The following is a 24,457-nucleotide window of genomic DNA, read 5'->3' as shown; positions in this document are numbered from 1 at the left end:
CCTCCCGTTGCCGTCCTGCTGCACCCGGTGTGCTCCGCCGCGCAGTCCAGGATCCTCAGCGTGCCGCCCCGCTCCGGGCAACCGGGTTCCGGCGGCACCTGGCCCGCCGGCCCGGGCTCGGCGCGACCGGCCCGCCGTGCGCGGCGTACCCTCGGCGAATGGCGAAGTACTTCGACGTGCACCCTGAGAACCCTCAGCCGCGCACCATCAGCAGTGTCACGGACCTGGTCCGCTCCGGGTCGCTCATCGCATACCCGACGGACTCGTGTTTCGCCCTGGGCTGCCAGCTCGGCAACCGGGAGGCCCTCGCGCGGATGCGGACGATCCGGCGGCTCGACGACCGCCACCACTTCACCCTCGTCTGCCAGAACTTCGCCCAGCTGGGGCAGTTCGTACACATCGACAACGCGGTGTTCCGGGCCATCAAGGGCGCCACGCCCGGCGCGTACACGTTCATCCTCCCGGCCAGCTCGGAGGTGCCGCGCCAGCTCCTGCACCCGAAGAAGAAGACGGTCGGGGTCCGGATCCCGGACCACGTGGTGACCCAGGCGCTGCTGGCCGAGCTCGGCGAGCCGCTGCTGTCCACCACGCTGCTGCTGCCGGACGAGGACGAGCCCATGACGCAGGGCTGGGAGATCAAGGAGCGCCTGGACCACGTGGTCGACGCGGTGGTCGACTCGGGCGACTGCGGCACGCAGGCGACCACCGTCATCGACTTCTCCGGCGGCGGTGCGGAGATCGTGCGGCGCGGCGCGGGCGACACCGAGCGCTTCGAGTAGCGGCGCGTCCGTTCCGGCGCTCCGCGGGCCCGGGCTCGGGGGCAGGGTCGGGCCCGGGGGCAGGGTCGGGCCCGGACTCGGGATCACCGGCGGGCCCCCGGCTCAGGAGCGCTGGCCCGCCCGGGCCGCCGGGCCGCCGGTCGTGGGCGGCACGGTCGGGTCGAGCGGGGCCGAGGCGGTGGTGGTCGGGGCCGGCGACGGCCGGCCGTCGCCGCGTTCGACGAGGGTGAGCCGGGCCGCGGCCGTCTTGAAGAGCGGCTGCTTCGACACCGGGTCCCAGTCGGTGGCGGTGGTCTCGTTCGCGGCCCGGCCCGGGGCGTCCCCGCCGCCGGTACCGCCCGGCGTGTCCCAGTAGCCGTAGTGGAACGGCACGAAGACCACCCCGTCCCGGATGGCGGTGACCCGCAGCCGCCCGCGGAGGGCGCCCCGCCGGGTGGCCACCTCGACCAGGTCGCCCTCGGCCAGTCCGCGTACCGCCGCCTCCCCCGCGGACAGTTCGACCCACACCTCCGGCGCGGCGGCGCTGAGCTGCGGGGCGCGGCCCGTCTTGGTGCGGGTGTGGAAGTGGTAGAGGGTCCTCCCGGTGGTCAGCCGCAGCGGGTACGCGGCATCCGGCTCCTCGCGCGGCGGTTCGTACGCGGCGGACCTGATCACCGCCCTGCCCTCCGGGTTGAGGGCCCGGTAGTCGTCGGCGTCGTGCGGGTCGCCGGTGGCGAGGTCCTTGCCGTAGCTCTCGCAGGCGTCGGGGTGCGCCCATGTGAAACCGTCGGTGTACAGGCGCTCGGTGCCGTCGGGGTGTTCCGCGTCGCAGGGCCACTGGATGCCGGAGGCGGCCCCGCGCAGCCGGTGGTGGCTCAGCCCGGTGTAGTCGCAGGGCCGTCCGGCGCTGCAGCGCTTCCACGCCTCGAAGGCGGACTCGGCGTCGTGCCAGCTCACCAGTGGTGCGCCGGCGCGGTCGCGGAAGTCCATGCGCCGGGCGTAGTCCAGGAAGACGTCGAGGTCGGGGCGGGCGAGGCCGGGCGGGTCGACGGCGCGCTCGCACAGGTGCACCGTGCGGTCCGCGTTGGTGATGACCCCGGTCTTCTCGCCCCACGTCGCGGCCGGCAGGACCACGTCGGCCAGCCGGGCGGTCTCGGTGAGGAACAGGTCCTGCACCACGGTGACGAGGCCCTCGCGGCCCAGGATGCCCCGGATGCGCGCGAGTTCGGGCAGGGACACGGCCGGGTTGGTGCCGCTGATCCAGAGCAGCCCGATGCCGCCCTCGCCGGCCAGCCGGAAGATCTCCATGGCGTGGGTCGGCGGCCCGTCGTGCGGGATCCGCTCCGGGTCGACGTTCCAGATCCCGGCCAGTTCCCGGACGTGGTCCGGGTTCTGCCAGTTCCGGAAGCCCGGCAGGTCGCCGTCCGCCCCGCACTCGCGGGTGTTCTGGGCGCTGGGCTGGCCGTTCATCTGGAGCACCCCGCATCCGGGCCGGCCCAGCATGCCGCGCAGCAGGTGGAGGTTGTTGACCTGGACCGCGGCCGCGGTGGCCTGGTGGGACTGGTACACGCCCTGGAGGACGGTGGACACCAGCCGCCTCGCCCCGCCCAGGAGTTCGGCCGCGCGTACGATGTCCCGCGCCGGTACGTCGCAGATGTCGGCGGCCCACTCGGGCGTGCAGGGGGCGACCCGGTCGGCGAGTTCCTCGAAGCCGACGGTGTGTGTGCGGAGGTAGGCCCGGTCCACCCGGCCGGTGCGGACAGTCTCGTGCAACAGGGCGTTCAGCAGGGCCAGGTTGGTGCCGGGGCGGGGCGCCAGGTGCACGTCGGCACGAGCCGCCGCGGCGGTGGGGCGGGGGTCGACGCAGACCAGCCGGGGCGGGTCGGGGCCGGCCAGGCGGTCCAGGATCCTCATCCACAGCACCGGCTGGGTCTCGGAGACGTTGTGCCCGAACAGCGCGAGGGTGTCGGCGTGGTCGACGTCGGTGAACGAGCCGGGCTGGCCGTCGCTGCCGAAGGACTCCTTCAGCGACTCGGCGGCGGTGGCCGTGCAGAGCCGGGTGTTGCCGTCGAGGTGGGGGGTGCCGAGACCGCCACGGGCGATGACCGCGAGCGTGTAGTACTCCTCCAGGAAGAGCTGCCCGCTGGTGTAGAAGCCGATGGCCTCCGGACCGGGTCCGGGCAGCAGATCGCGCGTCCGCGTGACGATCCGGTCCATCGCGGTGTCCCAGGAGCAGGGCACGAGCCGCCCCTGTTCGCGCACCAGCGGGCGGGTGAGCCGGTCGGGGGCGTGGCACGCCTGCCAGCCGAAGAGGTCCTTGGGGCCGAGCCTGCCGTGGTTGACCCGGTCGGCGGCGCGGCCGCGGACGCCGACGATCCGGCCGTCGCGGACGGCGACGTCCATGGCGTCGCCGTTCGAGTGCAGGACGGACGCGGCCTTCGTCCAGCGGTCCACGTCGTCGGGGCCCAGCCCCTCGGCCAGGTGGGTGTCGGTCCTGGCCGGCCAGGTGCCGCCCGCCGGGTACGGGGTGCGGTCGCCCCAGGGGCGCGCGACGCGGTCGGGGTTCGGCTCCACGGGTCACCTCCGGATCGGCGCCGTCCGTGGTGCGCGTGTGCCCTGGCGGGACGGGCCGAAACGGCTGCCGCGGGCGTCCCGGCGCCGGGGGCCTGTCACCCGTACGGACGCGTCCACCTGCGCGCACGGGGGGCCATCGGGGTTTGCTGGTCGGTACCAGCAAGTCCCGCGATCAGGGAGGCGACATGTACGTGATGTGCGCGGGCACTGCCCTCACCGACACACACCCCGTCTGGCACGTGGTGGCCAAGAACGACACCCGCACCCTGTGCGGCCAGCCGGTGCCCGCACCGGGCCAGGAGCACACCACCGAACGCCACTGCCCCGAGTGCATGGCGAACTTCCGCGAGACGATGCAGGTCCGCACCGCCTGACCCGGCCCCGTCACCTGCCGGCGACCGCGCGCTCCGGACCGGAGCGCGCCAGGACCCCGGCCGCAGGTGACTGTCGGTCCTGGCCGGGGTCCTGGGTGTGGGGGCGACGCGTCAGCGGTCGTCGCGCATGTCGCGGCGGTCGTCGCGCATGTCGCGGCGGTCGTCCGCCTCGTCGCGCATCATGTCCTCGTCGCGGTCCCGGGAGACCTCGCCGGGCCTGCGCTGGCGCTGGCCCTGGCCGTTGTCCCGGTCCTGCTGACGGTCACGCCCGGAGCGCTCCTGCTCCTCGCGGCCTATGCCGGGCTGCTGGCGTTTGTTCTGCATTCCACCCATGACGGGGTCACTCTCCTCGTGAGCTTGAGCGAGCGGGACACCGTCGTCCCGCCCGCTCCACGACGCTGACACGTACCGTCACGGTCCGCATCTTTTCGGCACGGAGGGTGAGGCCGGCCGGGTCACCGCGAGTGGTCGCGGGCGCCGCCCGGCCCCGGGGTGGCGTGCGGGTGGGGCGTCAGCGCTGGAAGGAGACGTCGTAGTAGGTGTCGGTCAGGGAGCCGGAGACGGTGTAGCAGCGGACCTGGACGCCGTCGGTGGGGTTCCAGCGCTCCACCTTGCAGTACTTGGAGTCCCCGCCGTAGGCCGTGACCTGGACGTTGCCGTTGGAGAGCTGCTGGTTGGGCGGGTAGAAGCGGTAGATGCCCTGGCTGACGCGCCGGATGCGGTTCACGACGCCGGAGGAGTTGTACGAGTACGCGGCCGAGGGGTTGTACGCCGCCGACCCCGGCAGGTTGGCCCAGGCGTACGCGGCCGGGGTGGCCCGCTGGATGCCGGTGGCGCGCGCGTAGGTCAGCGTGAAGCGCTGGTCCCTGAGGTTGCCCAGGCGGTCGTGGCAGCGGACGTTGACCAGCTGGTCGGCGCCGGAGACGAACCAGTTGCCCACCTTGCAGCGGGCCGAGGTGTCGCCGTACGCCGTCACCTGGACGTGTCCCGCCGCCGCGCCGATCGAGCGCAGCCGGACGGTGTACCGGCCGGTGCCCGAGCGGGTGATGGCGTTGAGGGCCCCGGAGGAGTTGAACTGGTACGCGGTCGAGGGCGTGTACGCCGCGCTGGTCGGGTTGTTGGCCCACACGTAGCCGAAGCGGGAGCCGCCGAGGCCGGAGGTGTTGACGAAGCTCGCCGTGAACGGCGTGTTCACGCGGAGGCCGGTGCGGGTGAAGCAGCTGACCCTGACGTCGAGCCGGTTGCCGACGGGGTTCCAGTCGCGGACGGCGCAGGTGTTGCTGGTGGCGCCGTACGCGGTCACGTGGACCGTGCCGCCGGTCCGGCCGAGGTTGGCCAGCCGGACGGTGTAGAGGCCGGTGCCGGTGCGGACCACGCTGTTGGCGGCGCCGGTGGAGTTCCGGCTGTAGGCGGCGGAGGGGGCGTACGGGGTGTTCAGCGCGTGGGAGGGCGAGTTCGCCCAGACGTAGGCGCGCCCCAGGCTGCCCACCGCGTGGGCGGGCGTGGCCGTCACGGCTGCCGTGCCTCCGGCGAGGGCCAGGGTTGCGGTCAGGGCCAGTGCGCGGGCGCGCCAACCGGCATGCGGTCTCGTTGCGTTCACGTGGATCTCTCCCCCTCGGGTCACCGCGGCCCGGCCGACGGCGCGGACCGGCGACGGGGAAGTTAGTCGGCCGCCGGGCGGTCGGCTACGGGGTGTTCCGCACGGGGGGAGGTGCGCGGGGGCGCGGCGGCGCGCTCGGGGCAAGCGGAGCGCCCCCTTGGTCCCGACCTGGTGCCGAGCACCAGGCTGCGCTGCCTGCGCTGCCGGGAGCCGGGCGGCCGGTCTACTGGAGGTCGGAGAACTCGATGGTGTCGGCCGGGGCCGGGGTCTTGGCCGGCACCGGCTCGTTGAAGTCGCCGAAGCTCGCGACGTCCCGCTTGCCGGGCTCCCGCACCTCGGCCTTCAGCAGGTACGGGGTGTCCTCGGTGGACACGTAGTAGGTCCCGGTCTGGTTGTCATGCCGGCTGGTGACCGTGATCGCGGGCGCGCCGTCGACGGTGGTGCGCTGACCCTTGGTCAGCTGCTCGTTCACCGGCCGTCCGGCGAAGGTGTTCTTGAAGTTGGAGAGGTCGCAGAAGTCGGTGAAGTCCCGGAGCAGCGCGTTCTGGACGGTGCCGTGGATGTAGCGCCCGTTGATCAGGGCGATGGCGGCGTCGCCCGCCGGGCCAGGGACCTGGGACTTGAGGAGGGTGTCGTCGAGCTTCATCCAGACGTCCTGGCCGCGCTTGATCAGGTCCGCGTGGCCGCCGTTCCCCGGCAGCCCGACGGTCCCGGCGCAGTTGCCGTCCACGTCGAGGTGCAGGTCGAGCGTGGTGGTGCCGGTCGCGTCGGTGATGCGCGCGTCGAGGGTCATCGACTGTGCGTCCGCCATGGCCTCGCGGGCCTTCTCGGCGATCGTCGTCGCGCTCTCGTCGGCGATGCCGTTGTCGTCCGCGGCCGCCGGAGCGGCCGCGAGCCCGCCGAGGAGCCCGCCGAGGGCACAGGCTCCGAGACCGGCTGCCACACCCCGGAACAGGGACATCGCGCCACCTCCTGGAGGGACCGGCTCACTCGAAAAGCGTAGTTCCGCGCGGTCGGGCCCGCATGTCGCCACCGACCGGAACCAGCAATTCCGCACCTCGGACCAGGAGTTATCTACGCGCGTCGTCTACGCGCGTCATCTACGCGGGGTGTCTACGCGTGATGTCTACGCGCGGTGCATTGCTGTGACCTGGGGGATTCCATGGCCGGAAATCTCCGTGTACCTTCACCACGCAAGCTCGTCATGTTCATGTCGCGTGAGCTTCACGTGAACGGCATGACGCGGTGTGAACCTCCCCCTCGACGACGAAAACCCGCCGGGTCCCGCCCGGGCGGGACCTCTGCGTGCCGAAAGGTTTCCCCCACGTGAAGACCACCCCTCGCCGCTCGCGCTGGGCTGCCGCCGGAGCGGCCCTCGCCTCGCTGGTCCTCCTCGCGCTCCCGGCGCACCAGGCCACCGCCGCCGACTACTACGCCGCCGCCCAGGGCAAGACCGGCGCCGAGCTCAAGTCGGCGCTGCACGGCATCATCAAGAACCAGTCCAAGATCTCGTACAGCGCGGTCTGGGAGGCCCTGAAGGTCACCGACCAGGACCCCGCGAACAGCGCCAACGTGATCCTGCTGTACTCGGGCCGCTCCCAGTCGAAGTCGACCAACGGCGGCAACGCCAACGACTGGAACCGCGAGCACGTCTGGGCCCAGAGCCACGGCGACTTCGGCACCGTCGCCGGCCCGGGCACCGACCTGCACCACATCCGCCCCGAGGACGTCACGGTCAACAGCATCCGTGGCAACAAGGACTTCGACCTCGGCGGCAGCCTGGTCGCCGAGACCACGGACAGCTACACCGACTCCAACTCGTTCGAGCCGCGCGACGAGGTCAAGGGCGACGTCGCCCGCATGATCCTGTACATGGCCGTCCGCTACGAGGGCGGCGACGGCTTCGCGAACCTCGAGGTCAACGACTCCATCAACGGCTCGGTGCCGTGGCACGGCCGCATCAGCGTGCTGAAGCAGTGGAACGACATCGACCCGCCGGACGCGTTCGAGCAGCGCCGCAACCAGATCATCTTCGACACCTACCAGCACAACCGGAACCCGTTCATCGACCACCCTGAGTGGGTCGAGGCGATCTGGTAGGCCCCCCGCCCGGGACCGAGCGGCGAGGGCCCGCGGACGGAGTGCGTCCGCGGGCCCTCGCCGGCTCACGGGTTGTGGAACACGACCTCGGGGTGCGCCGCCGACGGGCCGTCGAGCAGCGGCTGCGGGGCGCCCTTCAGGTGCAGGTCGAAGAAGGCCGCCACGTACGCCCGGGTGGTGCCGAGCGCCCGGTCCGCCGGGAGCGGGGCGCGCGGCACGCCGTAGTGGTCGAGGAACACCGGCGCGTCCGAGAAGGTGAAGTGGTCGGAGCCGGCGACCGTGAGCCAGCGCTTCCAGCCGCCGAAGCGGTCCCAGGCGGTGTCCCAGGTGTGGTCCGTGCCGCCGGGCCGGTGCATCTCGTCGTCCGTGCCCAGCAGCATGAACGGCCGCCCGCCCAGACCTCCCGCCGGCAGCTCGCCGTAGAACGCCCCGTCCATGTTCACGCCCGCGCGGATCCGTCCGTCGGCCGCCATCGCCGTGGCGGCGCTCGCGCCCCCGATGGAGTGCCCGGCCATGCCGACGCGCTTCCGGTCGACGGTGGTCCGGGCGTACCTCCACGCCGGGTGCCGTCCCGTCAGGCGGTCCAGCACGTACGACACGTCCCGGGCACGGCCCGCGGTGATCTCGCTCTCCGGCACCCGTCCCTCGCCGACCGGGACGCACACCTCGCAGCCGAGCAGCCGGCCGTCGGGGGTCCGGATGCCGAGGGACTCGTACGCGTGGTCCACGGAGGCGACGACGTAGCCGCGGCTCGCCAGGTCCTCGGCGAGGGCGGTGAGGGTGTAGCGGGAGACCGTGAAACCCGGCGAGAGGACGACCAGCGGGTACCGGCCGGGCGTCGGTACGGGCGTACGTGCGCATCGCGGCCAGTTCCGCCGCGGGCACCGCGTCGGCGAGCCCGTACCCCTCCAGCATGGCCCGGACCTCGTCGGTGCTCGCGTACGGGGCGGCCGCACCCGTGCCGGAGCGCGCGGCCGGGTAGTTGACGGTGACCATCAGCTCCCGGGCGCCGGCCGCCGGCACCCAGGGGTCGGGGCGGGAGCGGTCGACGAGGTGGAGTACGGAGCGTCCCACGGCCCACCGGCCGGTCGGGCGCGGCAGTTCCGGCCCCGCCCCGGCCCGCCGCGCGGGGTCCGCGTGCCCGGCGGCCCCGGAGAGCGGCGCGGGCGCGCCGAGGGGGCCGGGGGCGGCCGGGGAGGCGGGGCGCAGGGCCCCGGAGGCTGCGGGCGGCGCCGAGGCGGCGGCCGGGCCGGCGAGGGCCGGCGGCAGAGACAGCGACAGGGTGAGTGCGGCGGCGGCAGCCGCCCTGCTGAGGTGAGCCATGCCCAGAAGCGTGCCCGCGGGCGCGCCCGGCGCGCGTCAGCCCGGGGTCTGGTGCCCCGTCGACCCGGAGGACTGCCATGAATCAACTCCCGGGTGGACGCGCAAGGCTGACGGGTGATCAGTGGGAACGCGGGGCGTGGCCGGCGCTCAGCGGCGTTCGACCAGCCCCCGGACGTACGCGGCCTGGCCCACGTGCTGGAGGTCGTCGGCCAGGATGCTGACGAGCCGGACCCCGAGGGTGACGGGCGGGTCCCAGTGCCGGTCGACCACCCGCTCCAGTTCGGCGGCGGTGAGCGTCCGGAGCCAGGCCAGCGACTGCTCGTGCACCGCGTCGTAGTAGCCGCCGAGCAGTTCGCCCGGGGCCCGGACCCGCCCGACCTCCTCCGGGCTGTGGCCGTAGCCCGTCGAATCGGCGGGCAGCGGCAGGCCGAAGCGCTCGTCCCAGCCCTGGGAGTGCCACACCTGCTCCAGGCCGGCGGGGGCGGCGACCTGGATGTCCTGGACCCGCGCCAGGTGCCACACGAGCCAGGCGATGGAGTTGGCCTCCGGGTCGACGCGCGCCTGGAGCTGCTCGTCCGAGAGGCCGTCGAGGACCTGGTGCACCTCCTCGCGGATCCGTCCGAAGCCGTCCGCCAGTACGTCCGTCGCCTTCATGGCCCGGTCCTCGCCCTTTCGCCCGTGTTCCGTGTTCCGTGTCCGTGTCCGTGTCCGTCGGCTGCGGGCTCCACGATGCCGGTCCCGGGTTCCCGCTCCGGGGAGGCCGGGGGCGACACGCCACGTCCGGACGGGCCGCGGCTACGAATCACAGGTGGTTCCGATTTCCGGGCCGGAGGGACGAGGAGGTGCCAGAAACATGGCTCAGGGCATCAGCATGCGGACCCGGCAGGTGGCGGTGGGGATCGCCGCGGCGGGGCTGCTGGCGGGCGGCGGAACGCTGGGCGGCGCCGCAGCGGCGGCCGCCGCGCCCGCGCAGACCCCCGTGGCGGTCACGTCGCACGACCCGGGCGACTCCCCCAGGTGCGTCTGGAAGCACGGGCACAAGGAGAAGGAGTGGGTCAAGGGCCACTGGGTGAAGAAGTGGCACAAGGGCTGGTGGTCCCACCACAAGCAGTGGAAGAAGGGCCACCACGACCACCACGGGCAGTGGCACCCGGGGCACTGGGAGTGGTTCAAGGTGCACCACAAGGGCCACTGGGTCTGGGTCCACGTGCCCGGCCACTGGGACACGCACTGGGTGAAGGGCCACTGGTCCTGCCACAAGTGGTGACGCACGGGAGCCGGCCGGCGCCGGGCGGCCCGGCCGGCCACCGTGATGCGGCCCCGGCCGATCGGTGCTCGCATGGAGGAGAGGGGGAGGTGCCGTGAGCCGCCGGCCGTGAAGCGAGGTCCCGTGGACGTGTCCGCCGGTGGTCCGCAGCCCCCGCCCGGGGACCGGGCGGCCGGGCCGGGCCTGGACGCCCTGCTGTGCCGGGTGGCCGGGGGCGACCGGGAGGCGTTCGAGCGGGTCTACGACGCGGTGAGCCGCCCGGTGACGGGGCTGGTCACCACCGTGGTGCGGGACGCCGCGCAGGCGGAGGAAGTCGTCCAGGAAGTGCTCGTCGACGTGTGGCGCACCGCCGGGCGCTTCCGGCCCGAGCGGGGCAGCGCCATGAACTGGGTGATGACGCTGGCGCACCGGCGTGCGGTGGACCGGGTACGGGCCGCCCGCGCGGCGGGCGAGCGGGAGCGCCGTACGGCGGTGCGGGAGTGGCAGCGGCCCTTCGACCAGGTGGCCGAGGAGGTCGAGCGGCACCTGGAACACGAGCAGGTGTGGCGGTGCCTGGCCGAGCTGTCCCGTGCCCAGCGGGAGTGCGTGGTCCTGGCGTACTACGGCGGCCTGACGTACCGCGAGGTGGCGGCCGCCCTGGCCGAACCGGTGGGCACCGTCAAGGCCCGCCTCCGGCGCGGCCTGCGGCTGCTCGGCACGTGCCTGGGGAGACGGTGATGGCCGGGTCCGGGGCTTACCGCCCTGCCGCCGGGCCGCCCCGCGGGGGAGATGGCGGGTCGCCGCACGCGCGGGACGACGGGTCGCCGCACGCGCGGGACGACGGGGGCGGCCACCAGTCGCCGCACACGGCCGACCGTGCGGTGAGCGGCGGGCCGCGGCGGGAGGCCGGCGGCGCGGACAGCCGCGAGCCGCGGACGGGCGACCCTGCCGAGAGCGGCAGGCCGCAGCAGGGCGCACGCGACGCGAACGACCGCGAGCCGCACACGGCCGACCCTGCCGAGAACGCCCGGCCGCCGCACGCGAGACGCGACGCGGAGAGCGGCCGGCCGCCGCACGACGAAGGCCTCGCAGACAGCCGCGAGCCGCACACAGGCCACCGGGCGGAGAGGGGTGCTCCGCCGCCCGCGGGTGGCGGCGCGGCGAGCGGTGCTCCGCCGCACGGGGCAGGCGGCGCTGAGAGCGGTGCTCCGCACGATGCCGTGGCAGCGTACGTGCTCGACGCCCTGCCGGAGGACGAGCGGCGCTCCTTCGAGGCGCATGCCGCGGGGTGCGCGCAGTGCACCGCGGAACTCGCGGAGCTGCGGCCGACCGCCGGCGCCCTCGGGCACGCGGTGGTGGCCGATCCCCCGCCGGGCCTGCGGGAGCGCGTGCTGGCCGCGGTGGACGCGGAGCCGGCACGGGCGCCGGGGGCCGTGCCAGAGGCCGGCACGGGGCCCACGCCCGGGGCCGGCGCGGGCGCGGTGGCCGGAGCCGGGGCCGGTGCGGCGCCCGGGGCAGAGGTGGCCGGGGTGTCGGGCGTGCCCGGGGTCGGCGGGGTGTTCGGGGGGCGGCCGGTGCGGCGGCGGGTCGCGGTGGCGCTCGCGGCCGTGGCGGCCGCCGCACTCGCGGCCGGCGGCGTCGCCGCCGTATGGCAGCACGGGCAGACCCAGGACGCCCGGGCCGCCCTGCGGCGGGCCGACGCGCAGGCCGCGGCGGTGGCGGACGTACTGGCCGCCCCGGACGTACAGCTGGGCACCCGGCCGGTGGCCGGACAGGGCCGCGGCACCGTCGCCGTGGCCCGGAGCGAGAACGCGGCGGCCTTCTTCGCGAGCGACCTGCCGACCCTGCCGGCCGGCAAGGCGTACGCCCTGTGGTTCAGCGACGACGGAGCCTACCGGCCCGCGGGACTGCTCGGCGGCTCCGGCGACCAGCAGCTCCGGCTGCGGGGGCCGGTGGCGCGGGCCACGGCGGTGTGCATCACGGTCGAGGCGGACAGCGGAGCGGCCCGCCCCACGCCGCCGGTGGTCGGCTGGGTCGGCGTCCCGGTCGAGCCCCCGGATTCACAGCCGCCACCGGCCGACGACGCGGACGACGCCCGCGACGAGGAACCGTACGACGGGTTCTGACAGGATGGCGCGGTGTTCGACTTCGGCATCGCGGGCTACCGGCCCGCCTGGCTGCACGGCGGCGACGAGGTCGTGCGAGAGCACGGGCACCGCCTGCGGGCCCTCGTCGGCCGGACCCTGACGAACGTCTGGCTGGTCTGGGACCGCCGGGACGACGAGTGGTTCGCCGACTGCCCGGTCCTGTTCGACTTCGAGGGCGGCGAGCGCGTCGAGGTCAACCACCGAAAGTTCGACGACCTCTCCCTGACGTGGAACACGGTCGACCCCGGTGCCCCCGTGGCGTGGCCCGGCTTCGACCTGGAGTGGCGCGCCGAGCCGCTCCCCGGTCTGCGGGCCCTGCGCGGTCTGGACCTCACCGCGGTCGAGCTCCTCGAGTGGACGGGCGAGGACCTGGCACAGGGCAGCGTCGGCGTCGGTTTCACCTTCGGGACCGGCCGGGTGACGCTCTTCAACGCCCTCGACGAGAACGGGCTGGGCTTCGGCCCGCCGGACGCGCGTCAGCGGTCCCGCCGGATCGGCTGAGGCGGTCGGGCCGGTCGCGGGGGTTGCGCCGGTTGATCTTGCTCGGCGAGGCTGTGCGTACGCTCCGACCGTTGGGGGAACGGGATGCTGACCGGAATGGTGATCGACGCGCTGGACGTCGCCCGCATGGACCGCTTCTGGCAGGAGGCGACCCGGGGAGGGACCGGCGGCCTGCGGCTGCGGTGCGTGCCGACGGCGACGCCGAAGACGGGCAAGAACCGGCTCCACCTCGACCTGGCCGGGGGCTCGGACTGGCAGGCGGAGGTGTCGCGCCTGCTCGCGCTCGGCGCGACGCGGGTCGACATCGGCCAGGGGGACGTCCCGTGGGACGTGCTGGCCGACCCGGAGGGCAACGAGTTCTGCGTCCTGCGCCCCGGGCACCCCGGCGTGCTCGCCGACTCCGGGCTCGTGGCCATCTGCCTCGACGTCGCCGAGGAGGACCGCCCCGCGCAGCCCGCCTTCTGGGAGGCGCAGGCCGGCTGGCACGCGGTCGAGTCCCACGACTGGGGAGTCCGGCTCCGGCCGTCGCCCACCGCCCCCGTCTCGCTGGTGATGGGACCGCCCGCGGCACCGAAGACGGGCCGCAACCGGCTCCGGCCGGAGGTCACCCGCCCCGACGCCACACCCGGCGAGTACCTCGACGCCGCCGGCAACGAGTTCCACGTCACGCACTGACCCCGGCCGGAGCAACACCCCGCCGGCCGGGGAGAATGCTGCCGTGTATCCCGACTGGTACGGCTCCCCTGCCCGCCGCTTCATGATCGCCGCCTTGAGCCGGCTGGCCGCCGACGCGACGGCGCAGCAGCGGTGGCTGGAGTTCCCGTTGCCCATCTGCACGGACGAGCTGCTGTTCGACTTCGACGACGCCTTGCCGATCTACGCGCGCGAGGAGGCGGACGAGATCGACGCGATCGCGGTGATGGACGAACTCCGTACGATCGAGGGCCACTTCGAGGAGATGTGCGGTGAGCGGCCGACGGACCCGTGGACCTACGAGGCCCTGGAGACCGACCCGGCCTGGGCGGCGGTGCGGGAGCTGGCGCGGGAGGTGCTCTTCGTGCTCACCGGGGACCGGACGCTCCCGCTGGGGCGTGGTCCCCGCATGGGCTGAGTCCACGCCGCCTGCGGCTTCCCGTGCCGGTCAACTGCCCTTCCCCGTAGCACAGTCGGGTACGGAGGTGCCACGTTGCGGACGGTCTCCGGCGGAGTGATCATGCCCCCCATGACCTCAGAAACGATCACAGCAGCGGCTTCGGGCACCTGGACGTTGGGGGACCTGAAGGTCAACCGGATCGGCTTCGGCACGATGCGCCTGCCCCAGCAGGGCGAGGCCTTCGCGCCGGGCGCACTCCCCCGGGACCGCGAGGAGGCGGTGGCCGTGCTGCGCCGCGCGGTCGAGCTCGGGGTGAACCACCTCGACACCGCGGCGTTCTACTTCTCCTCGCTGCGCTCCGCCAACGAGCTCATCAACCGGGCGCTCGGCGGCCCGTACCCGGAGGACCTGGTCATCACGACCAAGGTCGGCCCGGCCCGCGACGCCGCCGGCAACTGGGCCGACCACGCCGGTCCCGGCGAACTCCGCGGCCAGGTCGAGGAGAACCTGCGCCAGCTGGGCCGGGACCACCTCGACGTGGTGAACCTGCGCGTCCTCGGCACCGCGTCGATCGCCGAGCGCTTCGGCGCCCTGGCGGAACTCCGCGAGGCCGGGCTCATCCGGCACCTCGGGATATCCAACGTCACGCCCGCGCACCTCGCCGAGGCGCGGGCGATCGCACCGGTGGTGTGCGTGCAGAACCGGTACGGGATCGGGCTGCGGCCCGGGGAGGAGGACGCTTTCCTGCGCAGCTGCGGGGAGCAGGGCGTGGCGTACGTGCCGTTCTACGCCATCGCCGGCACCGGCCGCGAGGCGGGAGCCGGCAGCGGCGAGACCCCCGAGGTGCTGGCCGTCGCCGAGGGCCGCGGTGTCAGCCCGGCGCAGGTGCGGATCGCCTGGACCCTGCACCGCGGGGACCACGTGCTGGCCATCCCCGGCACCGGCGACCCGGCCCACCTGGAGGCGAACGTGGCCGCCGGTGCGCTCCGGCTGACGGAGGAGGAGCTGGCGCTGCTGGAGCGGGCCCACCGGCGCGGCCCGGAGCCGGCTGCCGCCTGAGCCGAACTCCCGGGCCCCGTCCGCCGTTCCGGTCCGGCACCGGAGCGGCGGGCCCGGCCCCCCTGCCGTCCCTCCCGTCGGCGTAAAACGCGTTGAGCGCACGCCGCTGCGGCCGCTAGCGTCACGGCACGCGGTGCGTAGCTCAGCAGAAGAGCGCCGGGCTTCCTTCCCGGAGGGCGCAGGGGCAGAACCTGCCGCACCGGCTTATGGACGATCACGCTGACCAGCAGCTCCTCAGCCCCGGCCGGTCCTACGCGACGGGCCGGCTGGCCGCCGCCTCCGCCACCGCGCTGACCCACGAGGACGCGGCCACCCGGCTGCGCGCCGAGGAACGGGTGGCGCGCTGGCGCGCCGTACTGGGCGGCATGTCCGACGGACGGATCACGGTCGGCTCGCGGACTCCGGTGGCGGGCCTGCCCGCCTGGGTGACGCCCGAGGTGGTGCACGGCGGCTTCGCCACCGGCGCCGCCCGCGCGGGCGGACCGCTGGAGCCGTACGAGGAGCAGGCGGCGCGGCGGGCCGGTGTGCCCGCGACCCGCGCCGCGCTGTTCGACCACTGCCTGACCGGGCCCGGACTCGCGTGGCTGTGGGAGCTGCTGGACAGCGGCCGGTACGAGGTGAGGCTGCCGGAGGAGGCGGCGTTGCCGACCGTGGCGTGGCTGGTGCGCGCCGGCGACCTGGCGGCCGCCCGGGCGCTCGTGGCCGAACTCGCGCCCTTCGCCGACCGGCTGCGCTTCCTGCCCCGTCCCGCGGCGGAGCCGTTCCCCGACTCCCCCGCCGTCCATCGGCGCACGGCCGGCGAGGCCGGCGAGGCCCTGGCACGGCGCCGGCCGCACCCGCGCGTCGAGGCGCAGCGGGAGGCGCTGACCGTCTGGGCGCCCTTCGGCGACGCGGTGCTGGCGCACTGGCTGGAGACGGCCGGGGCGGCCCGGGTGCCGGAGGCGGTGTCCGACGGTGCGCCGGATCCCGGCTGGCCCGCGCGGGGTGCCGCCCTGCTGCGCCGGTACCGGGAGCTGGCCGCCGCGTACCCGCTCTGCGGCAAGCACCGGAACCCCAAGGAGAACCTGGGCATCCTGCTGGGCGCGCTGGAGGAGTGCGTCGCCGGGCGGCCGCTGGACCGGCGCCGGCTGGGGCTGCTGCGGCACGCGGTGGGGTCGATGGTGCGGCGGCGCGGGCTGCCCGGTTCCGCCTCGCACACCGCGCTGCGCGGGGTGCAGGCGGCGCAGGCCGCGCTGCCCTCGCACCAGGCGTTCGCACAGCTGGTGCTGCGGCGCATGGCGGACCTCCCTCAGGGGGCGGGGGTGGCCGACCCGGCGCCGCTGGTCGCGCCGGTCGGCGACGAGGAGGCCGTCGGAACCGGCCTGCCGGCGGGAGCGCGGGTGCCGGACGCGGTACGGCGGCCCGTGGAGGCGGCGCTGAGCGCGCCGGTCGCCACGCTGGTCGAGCGGGGTGTGGTGCCGTCGGCCGAGGTGCTGGCGCAGCTGGTGCCGCAGCTGGTGGCGGCGACCACGGCCCGGGCGTACCAGGACCCGGCGCTGCGGACGCTGATGGCGGCCAACCACCGGGCGTTCGGCAACCGCCGGTCCCTCCTGCTGCTGGACCTCCAGCACCAGGTGCGGGCCGAGGAACTGCCCTGGGTACGTGCGGTCGCCGGCCGGCGCGACGACGCCGCCGCGAGCGACGGCGCCCGGGAGCTGCTGCGGGAGCTGGGCGGACTGGCCGTGCGGGCCTTCCCGGCGACCGTGCTGCCCAATCCGCTGGTCCGGGAGCTGTCGGTGCTGGCCCGGCAGGCCGAGCTGGGCGCGCCGCTGGTGGAGGAGCTGGCGGCGGACATCTTCACCGGCGGGTTCACCCCGAAGTTCCTGACCGCGGCGCGGATCGCCGGCGAGCTGCTGGCGGGCAGCGTGTACGAGCGGTACTACGGCATCGACTACGCGGCGGTGCGCGACCTGGCGGTCATCGAGGCCGCCGAGGCCGCCGGCGCCTCGAAGCGGAACCCGCGGCCGCGCAGCTCGGCCGGCTTCGGGGAGCTGTGCCACGAGCGGGCGCGCGTCACGGGCGGGCGGTGGTCGGTGGCGGCCAACGGCAAGGTGATCGAGCAGGCGCAGATCCTGACCACGCACAACCTGGCGGTGCTGGTCGCCCGGGCCGGCATCGACCCGGGGCCCGGGGCGGGCTGGGACGACCTGGCCCGGCGGTGCTTCACGACGGTGTGCCGGCTGACGGCGCGGGTCCAGGGCCACCGGTGGCCGCTGGCCACGATCAAGGACGCGGCGTACGCGTGGCGGCAGATGGTGTTCCACCTGTCGCTGTGCGGGCCGGAGGAGCGGGAGGCCGTGCTGTGGTGGCTGACCGAGGAGGTCGTGCGGCATCCGTGGCACGTGTCGGCCCGGCTGGCGCCGGCCCTTGCGGGCCTGCGCCTGGTCTGCGCGGGCGGCACCTTCGGCTCCCGCGGCACGGCACTCCAGGGCCGGGGCCGCCGCCTCCTCGGCTGGACCACGGAGGAGCACTGGCTCCGCCCCGCCCCGGAGCCGCCCACGGCCCCGTCCCCGGGCCCCCGCTGACCACCGCGCCGCCCGCGGGCCGTCCCGGGGCGGGGCCCCCGCCCCGCCCACACGCGGAACCGCCGGCTCTCGCCCACGCCGTTACCCGTACCCGGGCCCACGGCCACGGGCCACACGGGGACCTTCCCCATGAGGGGCGAGCCCCACGGGCCTCCGCGCGCGGTCCTGCCTCGGCCGGCAGCCCGTCGGGCCACGCGCCGCCGACGTCTCCGGGTAGGACCGTCGGTGCCGGAGGCGCACAGGGCCTGCCCCCTTGCGAGGCTCGCGGTGTCCGCCTGCGCACGGCCGGCCCGCGCCGCGTGAGGGTCCCGGCGTGCGTGTGGGGGCCGTCGGCGGTGGTGTCGAAGGGACCGTCTCCGCGCGGACCGTTCTGACCCGCCTCCATGGGGAGCAGCACGCGGGCGCGTGGCGTACCCGAGGTGGCTCGTGCGCGTGGGAGGGAGGCCACACACGCGTGGGCCGGGCGCTTGGGGCCGGCAGGGGCGGGGCGTGCGCGTGGGACGGGGCCTCGCGTGGGCCGCGTCCGTCTCCCGGGGGCCGCGCTACTCCGGGAGCTCTCGGGCCTGGACGCCCGCCGGTGGGCTCTGGTGGCCGCCCGAGGCCAGCACGCGGACCTCGCCGCGGTCGCTGATCTCCGCCCGGACGATGCCCGTGGCGTCGGCGTAGACGGGGTGCCCGCCCGGGCCGGACATCTCGGTGCGGGTGACCACCACCGAGTCGTCGCCGTCGCCGGTACCGCCGGGGAAGACCAGTTCGTAACGCTGTACGTGCATCGGATGCCTCCGCTCGGCCTCCCCTACCGATCCTCCGGCGTCCGCGGCCCCCGCGCCACCGGGCCCGGCCGCCGTACCGCTCGGGCCCGGGGCCGTGCACCCCCGAGTCCCGCCCGCAGCCGGGCGCCCGGCTGCAGGCAGCGGTGTGCCGGGCCGGTCGGCCGGCCGGCCGCCGGGGAGGGCACGGGCGCCGGCCCGGAACTCGGGACCGCCGTGCGACGGCGGGCGCCGGACGAACGGCGCCGCGCGCCCCCGGGTCTCCCCCGGGGGCGCGCGGCGTCGTGTGCGCGGACGGCGCGGGCCGTCAGAAGTTGCCGTAGTTGACCTGCCAGGTCGGCAGGCCCATCCGGCGCCACAGCGCGACCACGCGGTCGCGGTCGTCGAGCGAGACGCGGACCGCGTAGCGGTGCCGAACGTGCCGGTCGAACAGCTCCGCCTTCACGATGTCGTCGCTCCGGCCGTCGTCGGAGGCCCGCATCCACAGCTCGTCGTACGGCACCCCGTGCCGCGCCAGCCACGCCTCGGTGATCTCGCGGTGGTCCTCGCTGCGCCCGGACAGCAGCACGATGGTGTCGCCGTCCGCCCGCCGGAAGGAGTGCAGCGCGCCCCGCACCGAGACGTTGAGCAGGTCCTGGTCGCAGCGGGTGAAGTCGTACGGGCCCCGGTCGCCCCGCAGGGCCAGCGTGCCGTCGATGTCGCACAGCACCGCCGACGGCAGCGCGGGGTCGGCGGTGTACGGCGCGCCGGCCGCGCCGGCCCCGAGCCACTCCGCGGTCAGCCGCCAGCCGCCCCGCGTGGCCTTCGCGTGCTTGTCGGCCAGGATGCGGATGATCTCCTCGCCGACCGGCCGCTCCCGCGCGGCGTCGCGCCGTATGCACTCCTCCGCCGGCACGCCGGTGAAGTCGTGCACGACGAACGACGCGCCGAGGCCGGTCACGGCCGCCTTCAGCCGGCCCGGGATGTGCGGCGTGAGGTGGGTGTTGTCGACCACCACGTCGAAGCCGCCCTCGACGGCCGACCTGACGGCCGCGTCCTGGACGTCGAGCACGGTCCTCTCGTGCGCGTGCGAGCGGCCGCGCTCGGGTCCCGGGACGTCCAGCATCCTGCGCAGGTCGTCGAGGTTGACGCGGCGCATCCGGCCGTCGGACTCCTCCTGGAGCCGGCGGGCCTCCGTGGTCTTGCCCGAGGCGGGCAGACCCGTCATGACGTGTACTACGGGCACTGCTCAGTTCTCCTGGTCGGTGGTGAAGGGATCGGCCTTCTCGGGCCGTACGGAACGCCACACCAGCACGTCCGTGGGCCGTCCGTCCAGCCGGAGGAAGAGGGCGGACCTGATCTCCGGGTCGACGGGCAGCGTCTTCACGGCCCGCGCGAAGGAGCCGCGGTCGGCCGCGAGGTGGACGACCCGGGCGTACGCCTCGTCGATCGCCCGCTCGCGGGCGGCCGCCGCGTCCTCCAGCCGGGCGATGACGCCGCGCACCCAGGCGTCGAACTCGTCCGGCACCTGCTCCAGCAGGGCGTCCAGCGGGCGGCCGCCCGTGGAGCGGATGCCCCCGAGTTCCGAGACCGGGTAACCCAGGCCCTGCGCCAGGCGCTTGACGGACATCCCGGCGAACCGCTGGACGCCGTGGCTGCGCCAGATGTCCCGCTCCGTCACGCCGGTCAGCACCTTGTGCAGCCGCACGTACTCCGCGATCTTCGCCTTCGCGCGCACGCCCGAGGCGAAGCGCAGCACGTACCCCTCGGCGTCGGTGCCGGTCGCGGCGGACCCGTCGGGCAGCGTGTTGCTCTCGGTCAGCTTGACCAGGTCGGCCAGCGGCATCGCCGGCCAGGTCCGCACGACGGAGCCGATGCCGTCCCAGGCCGGCGCCGCGTCGGCCAGCGGGAGCTCGGTGCCGTCGGTGCGGAAGGCCGCGAGGAGCACCAGGTCCCGGCGGTCGCCGTAGTCGACGACGATGCGGTTGCCGGGGTAGAGGATCTCGGCGAGGTACGTCACTCCGGGGAGCAGGGCCGAGGTGTCGGCGCGGTCCAGCCGGCGCTGCGCCCAGGTGGCCTGCTCGCTGGTGAAGGAGCCCTTGGAGGCGACGTGCCAGCGGCCGCCGTAGGCGAAGACCACGGCGAGGCTGCCGTCGACCTTGTCGTAGACCTCGAACGGCTCGTCGGGCAGCGGCGGGGCGTACGGGCGGCCCGACTCGTGCTCGCCGACGTTGAAGAACTTGGGCAGCGGCAGGGCGACGATCTCGCCGGTGGCGTCGTCGGCGACGAGTCCGCGGCAGCGGGTGGTGACCCGGTTCCAGATCTGCTCGTACTGGCACGTCCGCGTGTACGTGTAGAGCGACAGCGGCAGCTCGGGGTGGCGTTTGCGCGTGACGTGCCCCGCGTCGACCGCGGCGGACAGCTCGTCCGGCGGCAGCAGTTCATGGAGAGTCAGGCGGTCCTGGCTCATGGGTCCCTCCCTCGGGTGATGCGTCATCGTCTCCCGGGGCGGGCGTCGGCCACCAGCGAATATCCGCAGGCCAGGGCGGCGCGTGCGGTGCCGGGGCAGGGGCGGGCCGGCGGGTTGGACCGGCCGGGTGTGTTCTCCGGTCCCGTTCGGAGCAGCGGGCGAGGCGGCCGCCGTCGGCAAGCACAAGATCGTTTCATACTGCCATCCGGCTACGAGCGAGTGCAGGAGGGCAGCGTGACGGTGTCACGGGCACGACGAGGGCTGGTGTGGCGGACGCTCACGGGGGTGACGGGGGTCCTGCTGGCCGCCGCGGCCGCGCCGGACGCGGCGCCGGGGCCGCCCGCCGCCCGGTCGGCCGCTTCCCCGTCCCTGGCCGTGCGGGTCGGCCGGGTGCTGGACGGCGCGGGACCGGACTGCCCGGCCGGGAGCCTGCGCAGCAGGCAGTGCGGGGGCTGGCACGAGCAGACGGTACGGGCCGTCCCGGGCGGTGAACGCGCCCTGGGCGCCGCGCAGCTGGCCGCCCTGACCACCGCGTCGGGCCCGGCGGGCCCGCTGACCAGCGCCGGCGGGCCGCTGCGGGTCGCCGTCGCCGCACCGGCGCGGCTCACCGACGTGACCGTGCAGGACGCGCACGGGCGGCGGATCGCCGGCACGGCGGGCGAGGGCGGCGCGGTGTGGCGGACGGCGGCCCCGCTGCGGGCGGGTGAGCCGTACGCGGTGCACGTCCGCGCGCAGCATCCGGGGGGCGGGGCGGTCGGGGTCACCCTGGCCTTCCGTACCGCGCCCGAGGAACGGCTCCCCGACGAGCGGCTCACGGCCGAATTCGGGCCGGGCAGCGGGACGTACGGGGCCGGGCAGGTCATCACCGCGGAGCTGAGCCACCCCGTCCCGGCCGCGCAGCGACGCCGGCGCGCGCTGGTCGAGGGGGCGCTGGAGGTGACCTCCAGGCCGCGGGTCGAAGGGTCCTGGCACTGGGTGGACGACCGCACGCTGCACTACCGGCCCCGGTCGTTCTGGCCGGCCCGCACCGAGGTCGCGGTGCGCAGCGGTCTGGAGGGGGTGGCGCTGGGGGACGGCCGGGTGGGCGGGCCCTCGGAGCCGTTGCGCATCGGCATCGGGGACCGGGTCGAGGCGGTGACCGACTCGGCGCGCCACCGGATGACCGTCCGGCGCAACGGCCTGCTGCTGCGGACGCTCCCGGTGACGACGGGCAAGGAGGGGTTCCGGACCCGCAGCGGCATCAAGGTGGTGCTGCGCAAGGAGCACAAGGTGCGGATGCGCGGGGATTCGATCGGCATCCGGCGCGGCACCTCGGAGTTCTACGACCTGCCGGTCTACTGGGCCACGCGCGTCACGTGGAGCGGCGAGTACGTGCACGCGGCACCCTGGTCCGTGGAGGCCCAGGGGGAGGAGAACGTGAGCCACGGCTGCACGGGGATGAGCACCGAGGACGCCCGGTGGTTCTTCGGGACGGTCCGCGAGGGCGACATCGTCACGGTGGTCAACAGCGGGGGTCCGCGGATGACCCCCTTCGACAACGGCTTCGGCGACTGGAACCTGGACTGGTCGCACTGGCGCGCCGGCAGCGCCCTGTCCCCGGCGGGCGGGAGCGCGGCCGGCGCGCCCTCGCCCCTGCACCCGATGGTCTGACGGCGGCGGCGCGGTGCGGGCCCGTCTCGGGACCTGCTCCGTCCGCCGGCCGTCGGCGGGCCCGGTCCGCCCGCCGGCCGTCGGCGGGCCCGGTCCGCCCGTCCCGGCCCGCCGTCAAGGGGCGGAACGGGACGGACGGGTGCCTCAGCCGGTCAGGATCGTGGCCGCGACCGAGGCCGGGACCGGCGCGGGCGGGGCCGGCCGGGTGGTGAACGTGCCCCGGCCGCTGGTACGGCCCCGCAGGCGGGACGCGTAGCCGAACAGCTCGGCCAGCGGCACGCTCGCGGTGATCACGGCCGTGCCGGCGCGGGCGGTGGAGCCCGAGACCCGGCCGCGGCGGGCCGCGAGGTCGCCGAGCACCCCGCCGACCGCGTCGTCGGGGACGGTGACGGTCACCTCCGCCACCGGCTCCAGCAGCTCCAGCGCGCAGCGGCGCAGGGCTTCGCGCAGCCCGAACCGGCCCGCCGCGCGGAACGCGAGTTCCGAGGAGTCCTTGGCGTGGGTGGCGCCGTCGGTCAGCACCACCCGCACCCCGGTCACCGGGTAGCCGCCGAGCGGGCCCTCGACGAGGGCGTCCCGGCACCCGGCCTCCACGGCACGCGCGTACTCCTGCGGTACGCGGCCGCCCGTCACCGCGGACCGGAACTCGAAGCCGGGCCCGCCCAGCGGCTCGACGTCGAGGACGACGTGGGCGAACTGGCCCGCGCCGCCGTCCTGTTTGACGTGCCGGTGGACGAAGCCGGCCAGCCCGCGCACCACGGTCTCGCGGTAGGAGACCTGCGGGCGGCCCACCGCGACCTCGACCCCGCCGCTGCGGAGCTTCTCCACGGCGACCTCCAGGTGGAGTTCGCCCAGGCCGGACAGGACCGTCTGCCCGGTCTCGGGATCCGAGCGCACGGACAGCGACGGGTCCTCCTCCGCGAGCCGCGCCAGGGCCGTGGTGAGCCTGCCGGTGTCGGTGCTCCGGCGGGCCTCCACCGCGACGGACACCACCGGCTCGGCCACCACGGGCGGTTCGAGCAGCAGCGGCGCCGCCGGAGCGCAGAGGGTCGTGCCGGCGCGGGCGGCCTTCGGGCCCACGACGGCGACGATGTCACCGGCCACTGCTTCCTCCCTCTCCTCGTGGCGGTCGGCCTGGACGCGCAGGATGCGCGCGACGCGTTCGGTGCGCCCCGTGCCGGCGTCCCGCACCTGGTCGCCCTTGCGGACGGTGCCGGCGTAGACGCGCAGGTAGGTCAGCCGGCCGGTGGCGGTGGCGGCCACCTTGAAGACCAGGGCGGTGAACGGCTCCGCCGGGTCGGCGGCGCGCTCCCGCTCCTCGCCCCCGTACGTGCCGCGCACGGGAGGCACGTCGAGGGGTGAGGGCAGGTACGCCACGACCGCGTCCAGCAGTGGTTCGACGCCGCGGTTGCGGTAGGCGGAGCCGCAGAGCACGACGACGCCCTCGCCGGACAGGGTGAGGTCGCGCAGCGCCCCGGTCAGCGTCGGTGCGGACAGCTCCGACGTGGCGCAGAACTCCTCCAGTGCGGCCGGGTGCAGGCCGGCCACCGTCTCCGCCAGCTCCCGGCGGCGGCGCACGGCCTCCTCCCGCAGGTCGGCCGGGACCTCCGCCGTCGTGTACGTGCCGTCGTCGCCGCTCCACAGCAGCGCGCGCATCCGGACCAGGTCCACGACGCCGGTGAAGGCCTCCTCGCGGCCGATGGGCAGCTGTACCACCAGGGGTACGGTGCCCAGCCGGTCGCGGAGCGAGGCGACGGCGGAGTCGAGGTCGGCGCCCGCGCGGTCGAGCTTGTTGACGAACGCGATCCGCGGGACGCCGTAGCGGTCCGCCGTGCGCCACACGGACTCGCTCTGCGGTTCGACGCCGGCGACGGCGTCGAACACGGCGACCGCGCCGTCGAGCACCCGGAGGGACCGCTCGACCTCGTCGGCGAAGTCGACGTGGCCCGGCGTGTCGATCAGGTTGACCCGGTGGCCCGACCAGGAGCAGCTCACGGCCGCGGCGAAGATGGTGATGCCGCGGTCGCGTTCCTGGGCGTCGAAGTCCGTGACGGTGGTGCCGTCGTGGACCTCGCCGCGCTTGTGGACGGTGCCGGTGGCGAACAGGATGCGTTCGGTGACCGTGGTCTTGCCGGCGTCGACGTGCGCGAGGATGCCGAGGTTGCGGACGGCGGCGAGGGCGGGAACGGTCGTGGTGGTGGTGCGGATGGTGCGCATGGCCCGGGGCCTTTCGCGGGTTGCGGAGAATG

At 75.2% G+C, this 24,457-nt stretch carries 21 protein-coding genes, 1 tRNA gene and 1 pseudogene; 13 read left to right on the top strand and 10 right to left on the bottom strand.

Going from position 1 to position 24,457, the window contains the following annotated elements; translation table 11 throughout:
- The first annotated feature begins 158 nt into the window (after positions 1 to 158).
- On the top strand, positions 159 to 779 hold the full coding sequence (locus tag ACIQUQ_RS04275; protein WP_403971133.1) for an L-threonylcarbamoyladenylate synthase: 621 nt from the start codon (positions 159 to 161) through the stop codon (positions 777 to 779).
- 102 nt (positions 780 to 881) lie between these two features.
- Here ACIQUQ_RS04275 and ACIQUQ_RS04270 read toward each other — a convergent pair whose 3' ends face one another.
- Positions 882 to 3,332, bottom strand: a complete 2,451-nt coding sequence (locus ACIQUQ_RS04270; protein ID WP_403971131.1) for a molybdopterin oxidoreductase family protein — start codon at positions 3,330 to 3,332, stop codon at positions 882 to 884.
- A gap of 185 nt (positions 3,333 to 3,517) precedes the next feature.
- Here ACIQUQ_RS04270 and ACIQUQ_RS04265 point away from each other — a divergent pair, with 185 nt between their 5' ends.
- Complete coding sequence (locus ACIQUQ_RS04265) at positions 3,518 to 3,706, top strand: hypothetical protein (protein ID WP_403669791.1); 189 nt, start codon at positions 3,518 to 3,520, stop codon at positions 3,704 to 3,706.
- 111 nt (positions 3,707 to 3,817) lie between these two features.
- Here ACIQUQ_RS04265 and ACIQUQ_RS04260 read toward each other — a convergent pair whose 3' ends face one another.
- The 3 genes from ACIQUQ_RS04260 to ACIQUQ_RS04250 form a co-directional block, all read right to left on the bottom strand.
- Positions 3,818 to 4,039 carry a hypothetical protein gene (locus ACIQUQ_RS04260; protein WP_403971129.1) on the bottom strand — a complete coding sequence of 74 codons (222 nt, stop codon included), beginning with the start codon at positions 4,037 to 4,039 and terminating at the stop codon, positions 3,818 to 3,820.
- A gap of 178 nt (positions 4,040 to 4,217) precedes the next feature.
- The gene (locus tag ACIQUQ_RS04255) at positions 4,218 to 5,306 is read right to left on the bottom strand and encodes a hypothetical protein (RefSeq protein ID WP_403971127.1); all 1,089 of its coding nucleotides are present in this window, start codon (positions 5,304 to 5,306) and stop codon (positions 4,218 to 4,220) included.
- 223 nt (positions 5,307 to 5,529) lie between these two features.
- Entirely contained in the window at positions 5,530 to 6,267 is a 738-nt protein-coding gene (locus ACIQUQ_RS04250) for a hypothetical protein (protein WP_403971125.1), read from the bottom strand.
- A 365-nt stretch (positions 6,268 to 6,632) separates the two neighbouring features.
- Between ACIQUQ_RS04250 and ACIQUQ_RS04245 the strand changes: the two genes are divergently transcribed.
- On the top strand, positions 6,633 to 7,406 hold the full coding sequence (locus ACIQUQ_RS04245; protein WP_403971123.1) for an endonuclease I family protein: 774 nt from the start codon (positions 6,633 to 6,635) through the stop codon (positions 7,404 to 7,406).
- A gap of 65 nt (positions 7,407 to 7,471) precedes the next feature.
- On the opposite strand, the pseudogene ACIQUQ_RS04240 reads toward ACIQUQ_RS04245, so the two are convergent.
- Together ACIQUQ_RS04240 and ACIQUQ_RS04235 are read right to left on the bottom strand one after the other, a co-directional pair.
- Positions 7,472 to 8,729, bottom strand: a pseudogene (locus ACIQUQ_RS04240) (alpha/beta hydrolase family protein).
- Positions 8,730 to 8,876: 147 nt separating this feature from the next.
- Positions 8,877 to 9,383 (bottom strand): DUF664 domain-containing protein, encoded by a 507-nt coding sequence (locus ACIQUQ_RS04235; protein WP_403971121.1) that lies wholly within the window; start codon positions 9,381 to 9,383, stop codon positions 8,877 to 8,879.
- A gap of 199 nt (positions 9,384 to 9,582) precedes the next feature.
- Between ACIQUQ_RS04235 and ACIQUQ_RS04230 the strand changes: the two genes are divergently transcribed.
- The 9 genes from ACIQUQ_RS04230 to ACIQUQ_RS04190 all read left to right on the top strand — a co-directional run bounded on the left by ACIQUQ_RS04230 (position 9,583) and on the right by ACIQUQ_RS04190 (position 17,339).
- Entirely contained in the window at positions 9,583 to 9,996 is a 414-nt protein-coding gene (locus ACIQUQ_RS04230; RefSeq protein ID WP_399942712.1) for a hypothetical protein, read from the top strand.
- A 108-nt stretch (positions 9,997 to 10,104) separates the two neighbouring features.
- Positions 10,105 to 10,713, top strand: a complete 609-nt coding sequence (sigK, locus tag ACIQUQ_RS04225) for an ECF RNA polymerase sigma factor SigK (protein ID WP_403971118.1) — start codon at positions 10,105 to 10,107, stop codon at positions 10,711 to 10,713.
- 482 nt (positions 10,714 to 11,195) lie between these two features.
- Positions 11,196 to 12,101, top strand: a complete 906-nt coding sequence (locus ACIQUQ_RS04220; RefSeq protein WP_403971116.1) for an anti-sigma factor domain-containing protein — start codon at positions 11,196 to 11,198, stop codon at positions 12,099 to 12,101.
- Positions 12,102 to 12,113: 12 nt separating this feature from the next.
- Entirely contained in the window at positions 12,114 to 12,623 is a 510-nt protein-coding gene (locus ACIQUQ_RS04215; RefSeq protein ID WP_403971114.1) for a hypothetical protein, read from the top strand.
- A gap of 96 nt (positions 12,624 to 12,719) precedes the next feature.
- Positions 12,720 to 13,298: a VOC family protein gene (locus ACIQUQ_RS04210; RefSeq protein ID WP_403971112.1), complete on the top strand. Its 579-nt coding sequence runs from the start codon at positions 12,720 to 12,722 to the stop codon at positions 13,296 to 13,298.
- 43 nt (positions 13,299 to 13,341) lie between these two features.
- Entirely contained in the window at positions 13,342 to 13,734 is a 393-nt protein-coding gene (locus ACIQUQ_RS04205; protein WP_403971110.1) for a hypothetical protein, read from the top strand.
- Between the two features lie 111 nt (positions 13,735 to 13,845).
- Positions 13,846 to 14,775, top strand: coding sequence for an aldo/keto reductase (locus ACIQUQ_RS04200; protein WP_403971108.1), 930 nt, complete (start codon positions 13,846 to 13,848; stop codon positions 14,773 to 14,775).
- A gap of 131 nt (positions 14,776 to 14,906) precedes the next feature.
- Positions 14,907 to 14,978 (top strand) — tRNA-Gly (locus ACIQUQ_RS04195).
- Between the two features lie 3 nt (positions 14,979 to 14,981).
- The gene (locus ACIQUQ_RS04190) at positions 14,982 to 17,339 is read left to right on the top strand and encodes a hypothetical protein (RefSeq protein ID WP_403971106.1); all 2,358 of its coding nucleotides are present in this window, start codon (positions 14,982 to 14,984) and stop codon (positions 17,337 to 17,339) included.
- 542 nt (positions 17,340 to 17,881) lie between these two features.
- Here ACIQUQ_RS04190 and ACIQUQ_RS04185 read toward each other — a convergent pair.
- The 3 genes from ACIQUQ_RS04185 to ACIQUQ_RS04175 all read right to left on the bottom strand — a co-directional run bounded on the left by ACIQUQ_RS04185 (position 17,882) and on the right by ACIQUQ_RS04175 (position 20,558).
- Positions 17,882 to 18,112, bottom strand: coding sequence for a DUF6296 family protein (locus ACIQUQ_RS04185; RefSeq protein WP_399942691.1), 231 nt, complete (start codon positions 18,110 to 18,112; stop codon positions 17,882 to 17,884).
- Between the two features lie 304 nt (positions 18,113 to 18,416).
- Positions 18,417 to 19,334, bottom strand: a complete 918-nt coding sequence (locus ACIQUQ_RS04180; RefSeq protein ID WP_403971104.1) for an AAA family ATPase — start codon at positions 19,332 to 19,334, stop codon at positions 18,417 to 18,419.
- Between the two features lie 3 nt (positions 19,335 to 19,337).
- On the bottom strand, positions 19,338 to 20,558 hold the full coding sequence (locus ACIQUQ_RS04175) for an RNA ligase (RefSeq protein WP_403971102.1): 1,221 nt from the start codon (positions 20,556 to 20,558) through the stop codon (positions 19,338 to 19,340).
- Positions 20,559 to 20,792: 234 nt separating this feature from the next.
- Between ACIQUQ_RS04175 and ACIQUQ_RS04170 the strand changes: the two genes are divergently transcribed.
- A complete protein-coding gene (locus tag ACIQUQ_RS04170) occupies positions 20,793 to 22,208 on the top strand; it encodes an Ig-like domain-containing protein (protein ID WP_403971100.1) in 1,416 nt (471 codons plus the stop codon).
- A 144-nt stretch (positions 22,209 to 22,352) separates the two neighbouring features.
- Here ACIQUQ_RS04170 and fusA read toward each other — a convergent pair whose 3' ends face one another.
- Positions 22,353 to 24,425 (bottom strand): elongation factor G, encoded by a 2,073-nt coding sequence (gene fusA, locus ACIQUQ_RS04165; protein ID WP_403971098.1) that lies wholly within the window; start codon positions 24,423 to 24,425, stop codon positions 22,353 to 22,355.
- Between the last annotated feature and the right edge of the window lie 32 nt (positions 24,426 to 24,457).

Origin of the sequence: Streptomyces sp. NPDC101118 (genome assembly GCF_044759445.1) — a bacterium.
GTDB lineage: Bacteria > Actinomycetota > Actinomycetes > Streptomycetales > Streptomycetaceae > Streptomyces.
This window is presented reverse-complemented; position numbering and strand designations above follow the sequence as displayed.